General features: G+C 50.7%; 16 protein-coding genes and 1 pseudogene. 11 read left to right on the forward strand and 6 right to left on the reverse strand.

The window, feature by feature from the left end; genetic code table 11:
* The first annotated feature begins 75 nt into the window (after positions 1–75).
* Together MV421_RS10215 and MV421_RS10220 are read left to right on the forward strand one after the other, a co-directional pair.
* A complete protein-coding gene (locus MV421_RS10215; protein ID WP_297417878.1) occupies positions 76–1,098 on the forward strand; it encodes a TrmB family transcriptional regulator in 1,023 nt (340 codons plus the stop codon).
* 36 nt (positions 1,099–1,134) lie between these two features.
* Positions 1,135–2,487, forward strand: coding sequence for a glycogen/starch synthase (locus MV421_RS10220; RefSeq protein WP_297417875.1), 1,353 nt, complete (start codon positions 1,135–1,137; stop codon positions 2,485–2,487).
* On the opposite strand, the gene MV421_RS10225 is transcribed toward MV421_RS10220, so the two are convergent.
* Entirely contained in the window at positions 2,484–2,846 is a 363-nt protein-coding gene (locus tag MV421_RS10225; RefSeq protein ID WP_297417872.1) for a ribonuclease P protein component 2, read from the reverse strand. The genes MV421_RS10220 and MV421_RS10225 overlap by 4 nt on opposite strands.
* Before the next feature lie 73 nt (positions 2,847–2,919).
* On the opposite strand from MV421_RS10225, the gene MV421_RS10230 reads away from it, so the two are divergent.
* Positions 2,920–4,005, forward strand: coding sequence for a radical SAM protein (locus MV421_RS10230; protein WP_297417955.1), 1,086 nt, complete (start codon positions 2,920–2,922; stop codon positions 4,003–4,005).
* 54 nt (positions 4,006–4,059) lie between these two features.
* Here MV421_RS10230 and MV421_RS10235 read toward each other — a convergent pair.
* Positions 4,060–5,111: pseudogene (locus MV421_RS10235) on the reverse strand (ATP-binding protein).
* A gap of 94 nt (positions 5,112–5,205) precedes the next feature.
* Here MV421_RS10235 and MV421_RS10240 point away from each other — a divergent pair.
* The 6 genes from MV421_RS10240 (at position 5,206) to MV421_RS10265 (ending at position 8,683) form a co-directional block, all read left to right on the forward strand.
* Entirely contained in the window at positions 5,206–5,436 is a 231-nt protein-coding gene (locus tag MV421_RS10240; protein WP_297417953.1) for an antitoxin VapB family protein, read from the forward strand.
* On the forward strand, positions 5,406–5,777 hold the full coding sequence (locus MV421_RS10245; RefSeq protein ID WP_297417869.1) for a type II toxin-antitoxin system VapC family toxin: 372 nt from the start codon (positions 5,406–5,408) through the stop codon (positions 5,775–5,777). Before MV421_RS10240 ends, MV421_RS10245 begins: the two co-directional genes overlap by 31 nt.
* A gap of 554 nt (positions 5,778–6,331) precedes the next feature.
* Positions 6,332–6,775: a hypothetical protein gene (locus tag MV421_RS10250; RefSeq protein WP_297417866.1), complete on the forward strand. Its 444-nt coding sequence runs from the start codon at positions 6,332–6,334 to the stop codon at positions 6,773–6,775.
* 211 nt (positions 6,776–6,986) lie between these two features.
* Positions 6,987–7,964 carry a halocin C8-like domain-containing protein gene (locus tag MV421_RS10255; protein ID WP_297503143.1) on the forward strand — a complete coding sequence of 326 codons (978 nt, stop codon included), beginning with the start codon at positions 6,987–6,989 and terminating at the stop codon, positions 7,962–7,964.
* A gap of 51 nt (positions 7,965–8,015) precedes the next feature.
* On the forward strand, positions 8,016–8,327 hold the full coding sequence (locus MV421_RS10260) for a hypothetical protein (RefSeq protein ID WP_297417860.1): 312 nt from the start codon (positions 8,016–8,018) through the stop codon (positions 8,325–8,327).
* Positions 8,328–8,398: 71 nt separating this feature from the next.
* Positions 8,399–8,683 (forward strand): hypothetical protein, encoded by a 285-nt coding sequence (locus tag MV421_RS10265; protein ID WP_297417857.1) that lies wholly within the window; start codon positions 8,399–8,401, stop codon positions 8,681–8,683.
* Here the strand turns inward: MV421_RS10265 and ileS are convergent.
* Entirely contained in the window at positions 8,680–11,880 is a 3,201-nt protein-coding gene (gene ileS, locus MV421_RS10270) for an isoleucine--tRNA ligase (protein WP_297417853.1), read from the reverse strand. The genes MV421_RS10265 and ileS overlap by 4 nt on opposite strands.
* Before the next feature lie 215 nt (positions 11,881–12,095).
* Between ileS and MV421_RS10275 the strand changes: the two genes are divergently transcribed.
* Positions 12,096–13,169, forward strand: a complete 1,074-nt coding sequence (locus tag MV421_RS10275) for a DUF835 domain-containing protein (protein WP_297518317.1) — start codon at positions 12,096–12,098, stop codon at positions 13,167–13,169.
* Here the strand turns inward: MV421_RS10275 and MV421_RS10280 are convergent.
* The gene (locus tag MV421_RS10280; RefSeq protein ID WP_297417847.1) at positions 13,166–13,993 is read right to left on the reverse strand and encodes a DMT family transporter; all 828 of its coding nucleotides are present in this window, start codon (positions 13,991–13,993) and stop codon (positions 13,166–13,168) included. The genes MV421_RS10275 and MV421_RS10280 overlap by 4 nt on opposite strands.
* A 31-nt stretch (positions 13,994–14,024) precedes the next feature.
* A complete protein-coding gene (locus tag MV421_RS10285; protein ID WP_297417844.1) occupies positions 14,025–14,330 on the reverse strand; it encodes a hypothetical protein in 306 nt (101 codons plus the stop codon).
* 125 nt (positions 14,331–14,455) lie between these two features.
* Here MV421_RS10285 and MV421_RS10290 point away from each other — a divergent pair, with 125 nt between their 5' ends.
* Positions 14,456–16,195, forward strand: a complete 1,740-nt coding sequence (locus tag MV421_RS10290) for a glycoside hydrolase (protein WP_297417841.1) — start codon at positions 14,456–14,458, stop codon at positions 16,193–16,195.
* Positions 16,196–16,439: 244 nt separating this feature from the next.
* On the opposite strand, the gene cca is transcribed toward MV421_RS10290, so the two are convergent.
* Positions 16,440–17,813, reverse strand: a complete 1,374-nt coding sequence (gene cca / locus MV421_RS10295) for a CCA tRNA nucleotidyltransferase (protein WP_297417838.1) — start codon at positions 17,811–17,813, stop codon at positions 16,440–16,442.
* Positions 17,814–17,815 lie beyond the last annotated feature (2 nt).

Below are 17,815 nucleotides of genomic sequence, written 5' to 3' on the forward strand. Positions count from 1 at the left end.
TCACCTCAAGTATCACTAACGATGATTAAACTTTGATTGGTGAACTTAGAACTTAAAGACTTTGGGGGTATATCCATGAGAGAGGATGAGATTATTGATAAGCTTCAGAAGCTTGGCCTGACCAAGTATGAGAGCGTTGCCTACATAACCCTTCTCAAGCTGGGTCCGAGCAAGGCCACCGACGTAACCAAGGAGAGCGGAATCCCTCACACGAGGGTTTACGACGTCCTCAGCTCCCTCCACAGAAAGGGCTTCGTCGACGTGATGCAAGGTTCACCAAGGCTCTACAAGCCCGTCAACCCGGAAGTCGTCTTGGAGAAGATAAAGGAGGACTTCATAGAAGACATTGAAAAACTCAAGGGAGCGTTCCTCGACCTCTACCGCGAGGCCCACGGCGAGGATCTGCCGGAGATATGGACGATACAGGGCTTTGACAATACCGTTGAGAGGGCGGAGTACGTTATAAGGACGGCAAAACACGAGGTTCTAATCAATACGCCCTTCGAGTTCCTCACACTCCTCAAGAGTGAAATCCGAGCAAGGAAAGATATCCTTTTCGTTATAATCAGCAACTTCGACGAGGCTCCAGACTGGCTCAGGGGGAGCAACGTGATCCTCTCAAGGTCTGGGGGTGCACCCTGGCTTATGGCCAGCTGGATAATAGGAGACATTGACTACGCCCTCTTCTTTGGGGCGCTTCCAAAGGACAGGAGGAGGGAGAAGTTCTACTCCTTCTGGGCCAAGAGTCCCAAGATAATCCAGAACTACATGCACTGGTTCTACACCATATACTTCGACAACAGCGAGGTCATAAAACCCCTTGACTACGAGAAGCTGCCCAAGCCTTTCTCCCTTGTCAACATAAGAACTCTCATAACTGCCCTAAAGAGAGTAGGAACCCCACGGAGAGCCGAAGTGGTTGGCAAGATGATCGATAGCAAGGAGCCGGTAACGCTAAGCGGCACCATAGTAGATTATGAGTACACTCCGTTGACCGCGAACATAACCTTCCGCTACAACGGAAGGAAACTCAAGGTCGGCGGCATAGGCAGCTACTTTGAGGACGTCGAGGGGGAGAAGTTCATCCTCCTCGAGTGACCCCCTATCATTTTTGGACTTCTCAGAGGTGAGCGAATGCGGATTCTCATGCTCGGCTTTGAATACCTGCCCGTCAAGGTTGGTGGCCTGGCCGAGGCGATAACGAACATAGCTGAGGGACTTGCGGAACTCGGTCACGAGGTCGTCGTTTTTACCCCAGATCACGGAAGAAACCTCGGGGAGCCTGTGGAGAGGTTTAAGATAACCGCGTTTGGTGAGGAAGTCGAAATCGAGGCCAAAAAGCGCGAGGGAAATGGTGTAACCGTTTATTCCCTCGCCGGCGGTCTCCTGAGCGAGCCTGACGTCTACGGCCCCAGTTGGGACGGCCTCCTGAGGAAGACCGTTCTCTTCGGAAAGGCCAGCGCCGGTCTACTGAACGGGCTCATCGGTGAGTTCAGGCCCGACATCGTCCATGCCCACGACTGGCACACCGTCTTTGCACTGGGTCTGATAAGGAAGTATTTCGGGATAAGGAGTGTCTTTACAATTCACAGGCTCAACAAGGCTAAAATCCCGGCCTCCCTCTTCCAAGAGACCAACCTGGATGAACTTGCCCCCTACCCTGAGATAGACCCGGAACACACCGCTGCATACACAGCCGATATGGTTACAACGGTGAGCAGAAGCTACCTCTTGGAGGAGTGGGACTTCTTCAGGCACTTCGAGGGCAAGGTTACCCACGTCTTCAACGGCATTGACTGCTCCTTCTGGAACGAGGAGTTTTTGGAGAACGCTCGACTCCCCAGAGAGGAGCGTAGAAGGCTCATCTTAAAGCGCTTCGACCTCTCCGATGGCAAGGCATTCATGTTTATAGGCCGCTTCGACAGGGCACAGAAGGGCGTTGACACCCTCCTCCGGGCCATCGAGATACTCTCAAAAGACCCGGCTTTCAGTGACATGCGCTTCCTCATCGTCGGCAAGGGTGACCCAGAGCTTGAGAGATGGGTGGGAACCGTCCAAAACCGCTTCCCCGATAACGTTAGAGCCATCACTGAACTTCTGAGCAGGGAGACCGTCCGCGAGCTTTACGGTTCGGTGGACTTCGTGATAATCCCATCTTACTTCGAACCCTTTGGCCTAGTTCAGCTCGAGGCCATGTGCCTTGGAGTGGTTCCAATAGGTAGCGCCGTCGGCGGGATAAAGGATACCGTGATAGACTTGGATAAAGATCCCAAAAACGCCACTGGAATACTCGTTCCGCCAAAAGACGCATTTGTACTGGCTAGATCAATGATACGGGCAAAAGGCATTGATGAGAAGACCCTGATGAGGCTCAGGGAGAACGGGAAGAGGCGCGCAAGGGAGAACTTCACCTGGGAGAAAGCCTGCAAAAGGTACGTTAGGGTTTACGATGGCCGTGTGGACAGAGCCATCTCCTTCCTCCGCTAACGCCATCCATACTCGGCCAGAAACTTCCTTTTCAGCCTTTTTATCGTCCCGGAAGTGCCGAGCGTCCTGAAGATTGCCCTCGAGCCATTTATCTGGGTGATCAGAGTTAAGGCAAAGCGCAGCTCTTCAACGTGTTTCCTGTCGACCCTAACGATGCCTGTCTGACTCTTCTCGTCGAATTTTATGAACCAGGGTTTAGCTTTGGCAGAGCCGAGCACTCCCAAGGCCAAGAGGCTCGCGTCCCATATCGTTCTCTTTACCTCATCCTTCGTGAATTGTCTCTCCCCGAGGATCTGAAACGCTATATAACGGTGCTTGTCCCTCAGAGTCGGCGGCAGGTACTTCGGCTTCTCTCGCATATTCACACCTTCACGAATTTGGTCACCAACCTTTTTAAGCCATGCCCAGAGTTGAGTTAGCGAGGTGAATCAGTTGGTTTGGGAGACCCCTTACTTCTCATACGCAGTGCGCGAGTTACCGAAGGGCTGTCAGCTCTGCGTTAGGGGTGAAAAGCTCGTCCTCTTCACCACTGGAAAATGCCCGAGAGACTGCTTTTACTGCCCACTAAGTCCATGGAGGAGGGAGGATGTTGTCTACGCCAACGAGAGACCGGTTAAGAGTGCTGACGACGTCATAGCGGAGGCCCTCCTCCAGGAAGCGAGGGGTGCCGGCGTTACAGGTGGAGACCCGCTCGCGAGGCTCGACAGAACGGTAAAGTACATAAAACTCCTAAAAGAGAATTTTGGGGAAGGCTTTCACATCCATCTTTATACCACCGGCACGTTAACCACGGAGGAGAACCTAGAAAAGCTCTACGATGCCGGTTTGGATGAGATACGCTTCCATCCAGACCTATTTAATCCGAATTCAAAGTTTTTTAACATTGAAATAGAGAACATAAAGAACGCCTTCGATTTCAACTGGGACGTTGGGGGTGAGATTCCCTCGATTCCCGGTCAGTTCGAGAGGATGAGATGGTACGCGGAGTTTTTAGACGGTCTCGGCGCGAAGTTCCTCAACGTCAATGAGCTTGAGTACAGCGAGACGACCCTCAAGACGCTCCTGGAGAGGGGCTACCAGCCTGTCAGCGATGAGAGCGCGGCAATAAAAGGCTCCCTCGAACTCGGCCTTAAGCTACTCCAGTGGGGTGAGGAGAACACCTCCCTTAGTTACCACCTCTGCACGGCGAAGCTGAAGGACGCTGTCCAGCTCAAGAACCGCCTTAAGAGAATGGCAAGGAAGGTCGCAAGGCCCTACATGGGGATGACAGAGGAAGGAACACTCCGCTTCGGAATAGCTGAGTACGATGACCTGGATGAACTCTACAGCTTCCTCGTGGAGGAGGCAGAGGTTCCACCTGAGTGGCTCTACATCAACCGCGAGAGGGGCAGGATAGAGATGCCTGAAGAGGTTGCCGCTGAGCTGGCGGAGGCAATAGAAGGGAACGTTAAGTTCTTTATCATAGAGGAGTATCCCACTTGGGACCACCTTGAGGTGGAGAGGATTCCACTTCCGTAATTTTGATTTTCTAAGTTGTTTCTGGGGACGTAAGTAAACTTACGGGGGCATAAGTCAGTCGAGGAGGGCAGCCTTTGTCAGGGGATCCGTTAGCTTGTATACCCCTTTCTTTTCTGTAATCCAGCCATCTTTCCCAGGTTTTTGAGGAGTTCATAGAGCCTCAGCTCCGGGGTTCGCATGCCTTTTATATCAAGGTAGTCCCTTAGGATGCTCCACCTGTTGTATCCGAGAGCGATTGCCCTGAGGATCTCAACATAGCGGAGGGGTTCTCACCTCAAGTTCCCGAAGCTCCCCCAGGATTAACCCTCTGGCCGTCTCGAGGGTTCTATTGATGGCCTTTTCAAAGTCCCCCCTTCTTAAGTATTCAATCCCAAAAAACACGAGCCAGCCGGGGATACCGCCCAGTGTCTCAATGGCACGGTCTATGACTTCTTTCGGGACATCAACACCCGCTTCCGTAAACCCTGTCCTTAAGAATTCCTTCGATATCTCTGGCTCGAAGGGTTCAATGTAGACCTCCCCAGTCGCCCTTCCATAGAGGGGGCTCTCGTAGTTTCCTATGCCCAGAAAATCATGGAGAAGGCCAACCTCCGAGCCGGTGAGAACAATCCTGAGGTTCGGAAGGCTGTCGTATGCGTGGGCGAAGAGTGCCAGCAGTTCCCTTCCACCTCTGGAGCCGTAAAAACGGAGGTACTGAGCCTCATCAAAGGCGATGATAAATCTCCCTGTTTTTTCACCGATTTCGTTGGGCTCCCTGAAGATCTCTCTCAAGGACGCTTCCTTGGGTTCCATTTTGAGAAACTTCAGATCAAGGGGAACCTTAAACTTTGAGAGGATTCTCTGTAATAAGTTTCCTTTTGACTGAAGCTCCCTGATGAGGGCCTCCTTTGTGATGTGGCCGCTCTCCGCGTAGAGTTCCCTGCAGTCGATCAGTATTCCAGGGTTCCCGCTGAGATATGCCCTGAGAACCGAGCTTTTGCCAACCTTCTGATGCCAAGGAGGAGGGTCATCGGATAAGTACTAATGCTCCTTTCAAGCTCCTCAAATTCTTTCTTCCTGTCAAAGATGTCTTCCCGCCTCTGCTTGGGTCTCAGATCGAACAGCACTTACGCCACCGTAAGTAACTTACGGGGACATAAGTTACAAGGGTTTCGAAAGGTTTATCTATTTCGTGCATGCATGCATGAATAGGTGGTGTCCTTGGGCAAGACGATAACCATAGCCGATGACGTCTACTATGAACTCGTGAAGATGAAGGGCAAGAAGAGCTTTTCAGAACTCCTCAGGGAGCTGATAGGTAAGAAAAAGAAAGGCAACCTCGACGTGCTCATGATAGCCTTCGGAACAATGAGTGAGGAAGAAGCCAAGGAGTTCGAGAAGGAAATGAAGGAGGTTGAGGAATGGCTCAACTCCTGGACACCAGTGTCGTAATTGAACTGTTCAAGGGGAACATGAAGGTTTTCGCCCAACTCCCCTCAGAGGGGGAGTATGCTCTCCCCTCTATAGTCCTCTTTGAGCTCCTCTGTGGCAGACTTAAGCCCAGACAGAGACTTACCCTCGAAAAGATGCCCGTTGTAAACTTCGACAGAGCAAGCGCGGAAGTTGCAGGGGAGATATTTAAAGATTCGGCCTCAAAGGGGCAGAGGCCTCCAACGAAAGACCTGCTAATCGCGGCAACTGCAATAGCCCACAATATGACCCTTTATACCTGCGATAGGGGCTTTGAGAGGTTCAAGGAATACGGGCTCAGGGTGAAAACCTTGGAAAAGTAACCCCTGTGTTCCCGTTTGCATGATGATGAGTTTGGCCTTCCGAGGTGGTGGGGGTTGAGATTGGGGAAATTTCTCCTTCTTCTAAGCTTCTTTGTGGGGACGGTCTTTCTGGCAATGCTATTTGGCTATGCACTCTCACTTTCGCCGGAAGAAAGCCTCTCATTCGCGGTTATTCTGGCTCTTCTCTATACTCTGGCCCATGTTATTCGGGAGGAACCAGATAAATGGAGAAAGTCTAGCTCTTAAAATCCAAGGGTTTAAGGTATCTCATCTTTTTCCTAGGCTCGTTTGGGTTCAGTGTGCTCTTATTCGGGCTTATATATCTGGTCTTTGCAAAACCGGGAACTTCGTTCGTTTCCCTCGTCAAGGTGCTTGGCGCTCTCTTTGCAGTCGGTTCTTTTCTGATGTTCCTCGCCTCGGTGTTTTATAGCAAGAATAAGACGTCTGAGAAAATCACTTACTCCTAGCAGAACTTTCTGAGAGAACTTTCGGCGTCTCTCCTCCTCTTTACAGTTGCGTACCTCTCTGGTGTTGAGCTGGAGAAAAGCATCTCGATGGCGTTTTACGTTTTTGTTATGGCCGGGTGGTACTACTCCATGATGGCGCATAGATATATCATACCCGAGCGGATACTTAAAATCCGGACAGTTGTCAATTTCGTGGCCATCAGCTCGGGACTTTACCTTTTTGTAATCAAAAACGCGCTCATAAGTGTTTTAATGGGAGTGCTGTTTGCGTTTGCCTCAGAAAAAGGCTACAGGATAACCAAGAAGCTCGTGGAAACGGGACTGCTGGAGAGGAGATACGCCGAGAGCGGGGCGGGGAGCTTGTTTTACATCATCTCTTATGGGTTTGGAGCTATGGTAGCTTTGATTATGGTCACCGGAAATTATGACACCTCTTTCATCAGGGAATCCCTGTTAACGATGTTCAGGCTACTTTATCTGTTCACGGCGATTTTCCTTCCCTTTGGGACGCTTCTCGGGTGGGTTAGTTGAGGGTTCATGGGGAATGAACTGGAAAATAGACTTTTGTGTTCTTTTGTTCGCTCTTTTACTCTCCCTTCTTTTGGCCCGTTCTCATCGTGTTGATACGGTTGTAAATTGAAAATCCTACGAAAAAAAAACGTTAGTTAATCCAACTAGTAAAAAGAAAGATTTATATAGTTTCATATACTATTAAGAGTGACCAACTGGTCAGGTGGTAGCCATGAATTGGAGGAAGACTGCTTTCGGGGTTTTTCTTGTGGCCATGGTGTTGAGCCTGCAGTTGATTGTGGCTCCCCAAGCAATGGCGATGAGCACGAATAACGCCAGCATTACCTTCCGCAGGGCTGTTGTTGCCTGGTATGACGACAGGGGCAGGCTCCAGATGAACGTTACATGGGTGAATAAGGTCGTTAACTTCACTAACCTGACTAAGGGCTGTCCGCTCCACAAGTCCAACGTTACTCCCAAGGTCAACGTTTCAATAGTTACGCTTTACAACATGAGCGAAAAGCACGAGCAGTTGCTGTTCTTTAGACTGAACTTCTACAACAGCACGTTCAATTACACAATGTACGCGCTCGTTTACCGTGCCGAGCGGAGCCAGTACAACTTTACTCTCGTCACGAGGATATTTACTGACCTTAAGACTGGTGAGTACAGGGCTTACCTGACTGGAATGAACATTGCTCCTGATGATAAGAACAAGGCAGTTCCTGTTGGGGATGTTATACTCATTGCTAACAACTTGACTCTCTCGCAGTATTACTGGACTCTTAACAGGGTTCTCATGAAGCTTAGAAAGCACGATGAGACGAACTGGATTTGGGGCAGGAGTGCTTACGAGCTGAGGCACTTATCGCACTTGGTGAGGCTCAAACTGCCAGAGTACAACCAGGAAAAAGCAGTGGGAATGACAGCAACTATGGACCTTAACATCGGTTGTAGCGCTTGTGTCGCATTGGCTGGTTATTTATGTGGTGTTTTAGCATCAGGGGTATCAGGGTATGTAGCATGCACAGAAGCATGCGGAGAGTTTTGTGTAGTATTTATCGAGGCTGGAGGCATTGGGTATTTTATATGCTTGGGAACATGTGAAGTGACTTGTAACGCCCTGTTAAGAATTATTGTTGGAGCAGGGACATATACAGCATGCGCATTAGGAGGATATTACATATGTGAAAAAGCAGGTTTGTGTTAGAATAGTAGCTTTTTAAAATTTTTATTTCGACAAATTTCAGGGGGTGTTAACATGGTTTATTGTTTAGTAGTTTTCGCTTCCCTGCTAGGTCTCTCTTTGGCTTTGCTTACCATTGGGACATACAAGTACTACTCAAAACCAAGGATTCGTAGGAGTGAAGGAGTCATTATGTTAAACCCTAATAGTACAAACTTTGAGGGAATACATGAACTTCCAGAGGATTTCAAACGTACTGCTGATGTAGTGGAACATGAATTGGCTTTGAAATTCAAACAAAAACAACAAAAGAGTGCAATTTTGTTGATAAAAATTGCTCTTATCGGGATTATTATATCAATTATAGGATTGTTTTTGTTTGACTGAAGACTAAATTCAGGGAATAAAGAGAATGGTGAAACCATGGACATAATAACTAGATTTTTCCAATCCCATTCATGATCTCGGCGGTTGCATACGGCATATATGCAAAAGAGTTGTTACCTATTATTGCTGGGGTAGTGGGTATGGCGATTTATGTTCTAAGCCTTAGGAATGATAAAGAGGAGACCTTAATAAAACTAACAGGCCTTGTCGCTATGTTTTCCTCAATCTTCGCCCTCTGGGAGAATTCGATCAGATACCTCTCAATAGTGGGGGTCGTAGTAATGGCAATCCTTGAATTTTTAGCAGAAACGAGACGAAGAGAAATAAAAAGGGCGACAGGTGGAGTTCAAAATTAGCTATCAACCTTCTCAATCCCTATCTTCGCCCGAACCTCGGGCCACTCAACGACGTAGCCCTTGGCTTCGTCAAAGACCACATCCACAGCCCTTGTTTCTCCCTTTATGTAGTCGAGGTTCTCCCCGAGCAGCTCACGGTTTTCTTCGCTCGTCTCTATGGTAACCTTAATGCGGTCGTTGACGTCTAAATCCAGGCGCTTGCGCATCTCCTGTATTCTCCTCACGAATTCTCTGGCGAGGCCTTCCGCTAAAAGCTCCCTTGTTAGTGTCTTGTCGATAAAGACTTTTCCACCCTCGAACTCCTCAGCGACAAGGAAGTCTGGTAGTTTCTCCTCTACGCTCAGGTGCTCCCTCGTGAGGTGGAAAGTCTTGCCCTCAATTTCGACATCCCTCTCCCCGACCTCGTAGAGTTCCCTGCCATGTTCACCTATCCAGGCTATGACCTTCTTTGCGTCGCCCTTGAACTCCGGACCGACCTTGGCGAAGTTCGGCTTTATGACGAGTTCGCGCTCGACCTTGCCAACGGCCACTTCCTTGGCGTTGAGCTGGTCCTTCAGCAGGCGGTTAAGCCTCTCGACGGCCTTCGCGACGGTATCCCCCCCGGTCTCAATGATTATCTTCCTTACCGGGTAGCGGAGCTTTATCCTGGCCCTCTGCCTCGCTGATGAACCGGCCTCGACGATCCTCCTGACATACTCCATCTCGCGCTCAAGATCCACGTCTATGGCCTTCTCATCCGGCTCGGGCCAGTCGAGCATGTGGACGCTCTCCACTCCAAGGAAAGGTCTCAGAAGATTCTGGTATATCTCCTCGGATATGTAGGGTGTAAACGGTGCCATCAACCTCAGTAGCACGTCGAAGACCTTCCAGACGGTGTAGTAGGCCGCTAACTTGTCCGGGTCGTTACTTTCAACCCACATGCGCTTCCTGATGAGCCTCACGTACCACCTGCTGAGGTCTTCAACCACGAAGTTGTAGATTGCCCTCGTTGCCCTCGTGAGCCTGAAGGTCTCTACCCCCTCCGTGACCTCCCCTATGAGGCTGTTGGCCCTGCTGAGTATCCATTTGTCCTCCTCTCTGAACGGAAGTTCCTCTGGAACCTTCGTCGGGTCAAAGCTGTCGAGGCTCATGTAGGTGGAGGAGAGCACGTAGACGTTCCAGAGTATGTTCAACATGCGCTTGACCTGTTCAAGGCCCTTCCAGCTGAAGCGGAGGTTCTCCCAGGGGTTGGTGGCCCAGAGCATGTAGAACCTGAAGGGGTCGCGCCCTTCCTTCTGGACGACCTCCTCCGGGCGGATGATGTTGCCGAGGCTCTTACTCATCTTGTCGCCCTTTTCATCGAGGACGTAGCCGTGCATGGCAACCTTCCTGTAGGGGACGGTGTTGAAGGCTATAACCGAGGCGGCCTGCTGGGAGTAGAACCACTTGGTGACCTGGTCCTCACCCTCAACTATGAAGTCCGCCGGCCAGAGCTTTTTGAAGTTCTCCTCAGTCCTCGGATAATCAAGGGAGGCCCAGCTGGCTATTCCGCTGTCAAACCACACGTCCACGACGTCCTTAACACGGCGCATCTCCCTGCCGTTGACCTCTATTATGAACGCATCAACGTAGGGTCTGTGTAGATCTTCAGGACCGAGCTTCTCCTCGATGACCTTGAGCTTCTCTTCGTAATCTTCCGGGAGTTCAATGCGCTCGCTGCCCACCTCAATGGCGACGCTCTTCTCGACCAGCTCTCTGAAGGAACCAACGACGTATATTTCGCCGTCATCGGCCTGCCATATCGGGAGCGGGATTCCCCAGTAGCGCTGCCTGCTTATGACCCAGTCGCCGCTGTTCATGACACCGTTGTCATAGCGCACCTTGACCCAGTCAGGATACCAGGTGACCTTCTCGTCGTTCTCCTTTATGATATCCTCTTTGACCTTGCTTACCTTGAGGAACCACTGGTCTGTGGCGCGGAAGATGAGCGGGGTCTTGCAACGCCAGCAGTGGGGGTACTTGTGTTCTATCTCGCCGGCCTTGAGGAGGTAGCCCTTCCCGCGAAGGTGCTCTATTACCTCTCTATCGGCGTCTTTAACGTAGGTTCCCTTCCACTTCCCCTCAGTATACCTTCCAGCTTCGTCAACGGGGCTGTATATTGGCAGTCCGTAGCGCTTTCCGACCTCGAAGTCCTCCTCACCATGGCCCGGAGCGGTGTGGACGAGGCCAGTTCCATCCTCAAGCGTTACGTGCTCGCCGAGGATAACCCTGTGCGCCCATTCATACTTCTCGCGGAACTCCTTTTGAGCCGGATACTCGTCCATGAGGATATGAACGTAGCGGATTCCCTCAAGCTCTTTGCCCTTGAACTCCTCAATGATTTCACCCTTGACGCCTGCCTCACTGAGAACGCGCTCGATGAGGGCTTTCGCTATTATCCAGTACTCCTCACCGTTATTGGTCTTCACTCTAACCTTGGCATAGTCGTACTCCGGGTGGACTGCTACGGCCAAGTTCGCCGGGAGCGTCCAGGGTGTTGTTGTCCAGATGATGAGGTACTCGTTGGTTTTTCCTTCCACAGGGAACTTGACGTAGATGCTCGGGTCCTCCCTGAGCTTGTACTCGCCGCGGACCTCGTGCTCTGCCAAAGCCGTCTGACAGCGCGGACACCAGTGGAGGACGCGCTTGTCTTTTTTGAGTAGACCCTTCTCGTAGGCCCGCTTTAGAGTGAACCAGCCGGACTCGATGTACTCGTTCTTTATGGTCATGTAGGGGTTGTCCCAGTCCATCCATATGCCCAGTTGCTTGAACTGCTCTGTCATAACCTTGAGGTTGTTGAGGGCGAACTCCTTGCACTTCTTTATGAAGTTGTCCACTCCAATTTCGGTCTCTATGTCCCTCTTTGTCTTAAGGCCGAGGGCCTGCTCGACCTTAACCTCTATCGGAAGGCCGTGCATGTCGAAGCCCGGCTGTCTGCGCACGTTGTAACCCTGCATCGTCCTGAAGCGTATTATCATGTCCTTGATTATCTTGTTCCACGCGGTTCCAAGGTGTATCGCACCGCTGACGTAGGGCGGCCCATCAAGGAAGTAGTACTTCGGACCGTTGGTCCTACTGGCTTTGACCTTCTCGTAGGTGCCGTTCTCCTTCCAAAAGCGCTCTATCTTCTCCTCAAGCTTACCCGGGTCATACTCTCTGAACTCAGGCTCTTTAATCATTCAAATCCCTCCAGAAATGATAGTAAAGACTAACCCAGAACAGGGAAGACTAAGCCTCGAAACGGGCGAAGCGACGGATAAAACACTCCCCCCTCATGGGTATCGGGCCAAAGTTGGGGAGTAGGCTTATAAGGTTTTCCCCAGTTAACGATGAGAGAAAACGAAAGGATTTAATACCCAAAAAGATTTTAATTATTCAACCGTGGTGGAACTGAATGAACGGGGTTCTTTTGCTCACCGGTATGTCCCTCAGCCTCGGCGCCAAGCTGGCCGCGTTGGCTTACCTTACCCTTGTATACTCCCGAAGCAAAAGACGCTCTGCCCTCCTCTTCGGACTGACCTTCCTGTTCGCTTCCATCCAGGTCCTTGGGGACATGATTGAGGTAGACTGGCTGAGCGCCATCACTGAGGCCCTCATGGCATCGACGTTCTTCTACGCCTCCATCCACCTCGTTGAAGAGGAGTTCTCAACCCCCGCCCCCGTTAGGAACTACCTTGCCACCACTCCTTTTATACTGATCGCATACTTTCTCATCGCTGGTTACCTCGACCCTTCTCCATCATGGCTGGCAACAATTGGGGTGGCCTACGCGGTATCAGGGCTGTTCCTTGTTTTTTCTGGTGGACTAACGTGGAGCCTCCTGCGCATCTACCCCGGAACTGTACGCCTCCTCTCAATCTCCACCGTTCTTTACGGCCTTCATGAGATGGACTATCCCCTTCTGAGGCCCGTCCAGTGGTTTGCACCGATTGGATTCTTAATCAGCGCCCTGCTGACGGTTCTCATAGCCCATGCGATGGTGGCCTTCGTCAGAAGCGAGAGATTCCTAAGCCTCAGCATAAATGTGAATACGAAAGACGAGCAGTATGCAATACAACCGGGGATCACGTTTATGCCCCCCGAGCACTACGGGGTCTTCGTTTCTAACATGGCGGAATTCCCAGCACTAGCCTTCGTGAGGAACCCTCACGCCGTTCCCAAGGAATGGCAGTCTTACCTGCTCAGCAACACACCCACCGCAGGAAGCATATCCCCAACAAACCTCCCGAAGATAACCGAGCTGATAAACGTCTACCTGCACTCGCTCAAGGAGAGGGGCGCGCATGGAGTGGTTGTGCTCGACGGGATTGAGTACCTCCTCATCTACAACAGTTTTGAGACGATAATCAAGTTTCTCAACAACGTCCGTGATATAGCGATGCTTCACGGAGGAACTGTCGTCGTCTCCACCGACAGAAAAGTGTGGGATGAAAGACAGTGGGCACTCCTCGATCGCCTAATGGACTAACTCCCGCGGAGCTCGTACCAGATCGCCGCTAGGATGAGAAGCGCCCCAAGGTAGCCCGCTGGCGAGAGAACCTCTCCCAGCGCAATAAAAGAGCTTATGTAACCAAATATTGGCTCGGCGGAGTAAATAAGTGCCGCTCTGTGAGCCTTGGTGTACCTCTGAAACTTTGTCTGAAGGGTGAAAGTGAGGACAGTGGCGAAGACACCCGTGTAGATTATCCCTCCCCATGCGATGGCAGCCTTTGGAACATAGAATCCTTCCTTTACAGAAGCGTAGGCAAGGGCCAGGATAAAATTCCAGAATATCTGCCAGAAGGCAAGGCTGAGGTAATCCTCCCCCCTGAACTTCTCAACAAGGACTATCTGGAAGGCAAAACTGACGGCACAGAGGGAGGTGAGCAAATCCCCATAGCCGAAGTTCATACTGGTCCCGGAGATTAAATAAAGGCCTAACAGGGCAATAGAAAGAGCTGCAAAGTCCCTTCCCTTAACCCGACTACCCAAAACATAGTACGCTATGAACGGGGTGAAGACAACGTAGAGGGACGTTATGAAGGCAGAATTTGAAGCCGTTGTGTACTTCAAACCGATTATCTGAAGACCATTGCCGAAGAAGAGGGTCAGGCCGAGGAGGAAGCCTTCCAGGAGTGTTTCCCTCTGCAAAACTCTACCCCTAAAGAGGAGGAGCATTAAAGCGGAGGCTATCCCAAAGCGGTAAGCCAAAAAAAGAATTGGAGGAATATACTCAAGGCTAACCTTCATCACAGGAAAGGTGGTCCCCCATATAACGGTGATTCCGAGGAGCACTGCCTCCGAGCGGTTCATGAGCGGAGCTATCCGCCCGGATTTATAAACCTCACTCCCCAGGCCCGTTGACGCAGGACATGTTCATGGTTAGAAGCATCTCAACGTAGCCGCTCTCCAGATTACGCTTTATCTCCTTCGCCAGAAAGTGAAATTCCTCAGCTGTCAGGGGCCTCTTGGTTCTAAGCCACTTCACAAGGCCATCTCGCTTGTCCAGCACCACAATCTCTTCCCCTGTTACAAGCGGGACGTAGTTTATCTTGATCCCGTAAAGCTCCTCTGCAAAGGCCATCTTAGCCCTGAGGAGTTCGAGGTAATTAACTAGATCCCCCCCAAGGAGTTTCCTTACCTCCTTCATCTTCCCACCAAAAGTAATTCCATGTACACCCTTATTAACTTATCGGACATTTCTGTATAAAAGTGCTCAAATTTTTGGGACGAAACCGTGATAAGGGAAATTGATGTATCACCCATGGTGAGATTATGTTCATGAAGCATGCCCATCACTTTCACGCCTACCAGCCCGGTGATATAGTCTACATCAGGGATGGTAATGGCTCAAAACCCATAGAATATGAGGAAAGGAAAAGTCCGGTAGCGGTCAAAATCCGCGGGGAGGAAGTCAGGGGTGAGAACTGGACGAGGGCAATGCTCTATTCCTACAGGTATATATCCGATACCCTTTCGCGGATGAGAGGAGTGAGCGTCGATGTTGAGCCTTTCACCTTCCTCATGCTCCTCCGCTACCACAGAAAAGCTTTTGAGGACGCTGTGAATCTCTTCGGGAGTATTGATGCGGTTCCTACAACGCCTTTCCATCCAATAGTTCCCCACCTTAATGAGTTCGAGCAGCGGGTTCTAGCAAGGGTTTCCTTCGACTTTTATGCACCCCTGCTCGGTGAAAGAGATATTATCGGATACTGGCTTCCCGAGGCTGTGATAACGAGGGAGAGTGCCTCGATAGCTGAATCTTCGACGGACAAAAGGCTAATTTTTCTCCTCGATGGGAGGCAACTCCTCTACGATATTCCTCAGGCAAGGCACTCATGCAACCGTTATCTTAACTCCTTCGTTTTTGGGAGGGAGTGGTCTCTGAGTGATTCCTTTGCCTTTAACACCCTTGACGTTTCTGGCCTCGTTTCAGCCACTTTGAGCTACCGCGACGATTACAAAGAGGACGGGGGAATTCCGTACCTGGTCCTTACAGCAAGTGATCTGGAAAGCCTCCTCGGCAATCCGCAACAGCTCGACCGCTTCACCGCATGGATGAGGGATCTTGAGGGGAGGGGTATAGAGCGCGTCTCGGTGATGGACTTTGTTCAGAAAAAGCTCTCTGGAGAGTTCAGAAGCATTGATGGAGAGTGTTACTTTGAGATCGGCGTCAAGGATTATTCCTCCTGGAGCGATTACTTTGATTTGAGCACGGGCGGTAAGACGAGCGACTCTCGGTGGCTTGGATACCGCAGGTCTGATGGAAGGGTCTTCGCGAGGGAAGTCAACGGGCAAAAAATCTCACAGATATGGAAAGTGACCTTCACGCGCCTGTTTACCGAGCTTAACCGTGTGGTGAGGCTCGGCGTGCTGAGGGGCCTTGGAGACCTTGGCGTTGAACCTTTAGAAGCTGAAGAGTTCCTCGTTCGCTACGCAAGGATCTTCTTCAAGGATTACTATGATCACTTTGGGACGGAGACCTCACTGGACTACGTTCTTGAGCCGGCTAATGGTGAGAGGGATGCCCTGAGGCTTGGGAGGGCCTATTACCTCATGCTCCTCGCCAACCACTCCTGCCCGCGCTTCTGGGAGAACCTTGACACGAGGGTTGCCTTCGGCAATGTCTCGGTCATAGCCAAAGCCCTTATTGAGCTCATAAACTACTTCAACGGAAGCGAGCTTAGAAGCCTCTTCATCGAGACTTATTTAAAGCTCCTCAATTTTAAAGAACTCTATCACACTTGGAACCTCGGCTCGATGGAGGGTCTTGAGGGTTGGGAGACGACCGAGAAGGCCTGGAAGGAAGCGCTTAAGCCGGAGGTCCCCAACAGCGGCTACAACGTGGTTGCTAGGGCGGCCCTCTACGTCGGAAAGCGCAATTTGAGGGGTGAACTAAGCTACCTTCTTGAACCCTATCGCCTCGAATGGGCCGTCGCGGATACCGGCCATATCCCCGGGGAAGTTCATGGACTCTGGGACAATCCGAAATGGTGTGAGCACAGAGAGTTGTAAATCTCCTAGAAATTTTCCTCTCTGTTAACAAACTGTAAGCTTTTTTGGCAGTCCGAAAAAACTTAAAAATATCAAGCTGAAAACCATCATAAAGGGTTAGTGGGTGGTGTAGATGGAACCTGAGAAAGCAGGAAGCAAGGATAAAGCCATCACAGAACCACTGGTTGAGAAGCTCGGCTGGAAGGGGTACATAGAGCTCAAATCCACCTTGAAAAAGCTTAACGCGGGGAAGAAAAAGGGGTTCTTATTGCTGCTTCTTGAGATTCCACTCCTCTTTGCTCAGGAAGAGATAAGCCCTCTGCTCCAGCTCTTTGGGTACATAGTCCACTAAAACGTCGGTGTTCCTCACCGAATCCGTGATGCTTTTTCCGAGTGAGATTTGGTCCCGTCCGATAAGCCCTATAAGCACATTCATAACGTTTTCTTCAATGGTCTTTTCTGCGTAGAGTCTCTTCCCTTTAATCCAAACTCTCTCGTTCTTCCGATAGAAGTCAAGCCCGTTCCGGGTGAAGAACTCGGGGCCTTCCTTAATGGTAACCTTCTCCCTCTCCAGCCTGTCGAGTTCGAGCATTATGAAGGCCCAATCGCGGGCATAACCAACGTCCCAACCGAAGACTCTAAAGTTCTCTCTCTCAAGGACTTTCTCTATTCCCCTCGCGCTCCTCTCAAGCTGAGGCAGTAGAAGGTCGTCCACGAGGTTTGGTTTATTGAAAATCAGTGTAAGGATGTGGCTTCCTTTTCTACGGAGTTCTAGTCTGTAATCACCGTTATTGGATCTCCTTGGAAAGAAGAAGTTTATAGACGGTTCCTCTAGGAAGTTCATGGAGCCGAAGTAGAAAACCCCATAGCGCTCCCAGCTTAGGTTCGCGGAAACGTTCCTCCTCGGGTCAACGGGGTCAATGACAATGAGGGGTTTATCCCCTTCGGTCTCTCTTTTTATCGTTTTCATGGCAGACTCTGGCTCCTTTCTCAACCACCCCTCTGGATCTATTACCCTCTGCTTTAGCATGAGGTCAGCGTTCTTCACTACTTCTAGAAATGAACCGTATTTAATGATCAAGATCTCGGCCAGATATCCGGAAAAACCCCTAACGTAAATCTCACTGCCGTAGGCGTTTATCCCCTTCAGAAAGCGCTTGAGGAGCCTGACCTCGTCGTTTCTCCCATTGAGGTGTTCGTTCACCCACTTGGTGTGGAGTATAGAGCGGTCAACGGCTGTTTTCACGTCCTTCCAGCCCTTCACGTTGTAGCAGGGCACTAGGTCTACCTTCACCCCCCGATAAGTTGCCCTCACATACGGATGTTCGGCATAGGCTACCTCATGGGAGTCGAGCTTTTTCGCTATGGCTTTTCCAAGTTCAAGTCCCCTCTCCCTAAGCTCTTCCAATGGTGTCTCGAGGGGAAACGCCAAGAAGAGGTCAACGTCGTGGTCGCCGGCAAGGTAAGTGTCCTTTGCTAGGGAGCCGACGAAGTGGGGGTTGGCGTTAAGACCGAGTTCCTCGATGGTTTCTTTTGAAAGGTCCTCAAGCTCCCTCATCAGCTCGTTGAGGAAGGCCCTCTCTCCCTCGGTTGGTCGTATTTTCTGGAGGATTCCCTCAATGACGGAATTAATGTCCATGT

Source organism: Thermococcus sp. (assembly GCF_027023865.1).
In the GTDB taxonomy this organism is placed as follows: Archaea; Methanobacteriota_B; Thermococci; order Thermococcales; family Thermococcaceae; genus Thermococcus.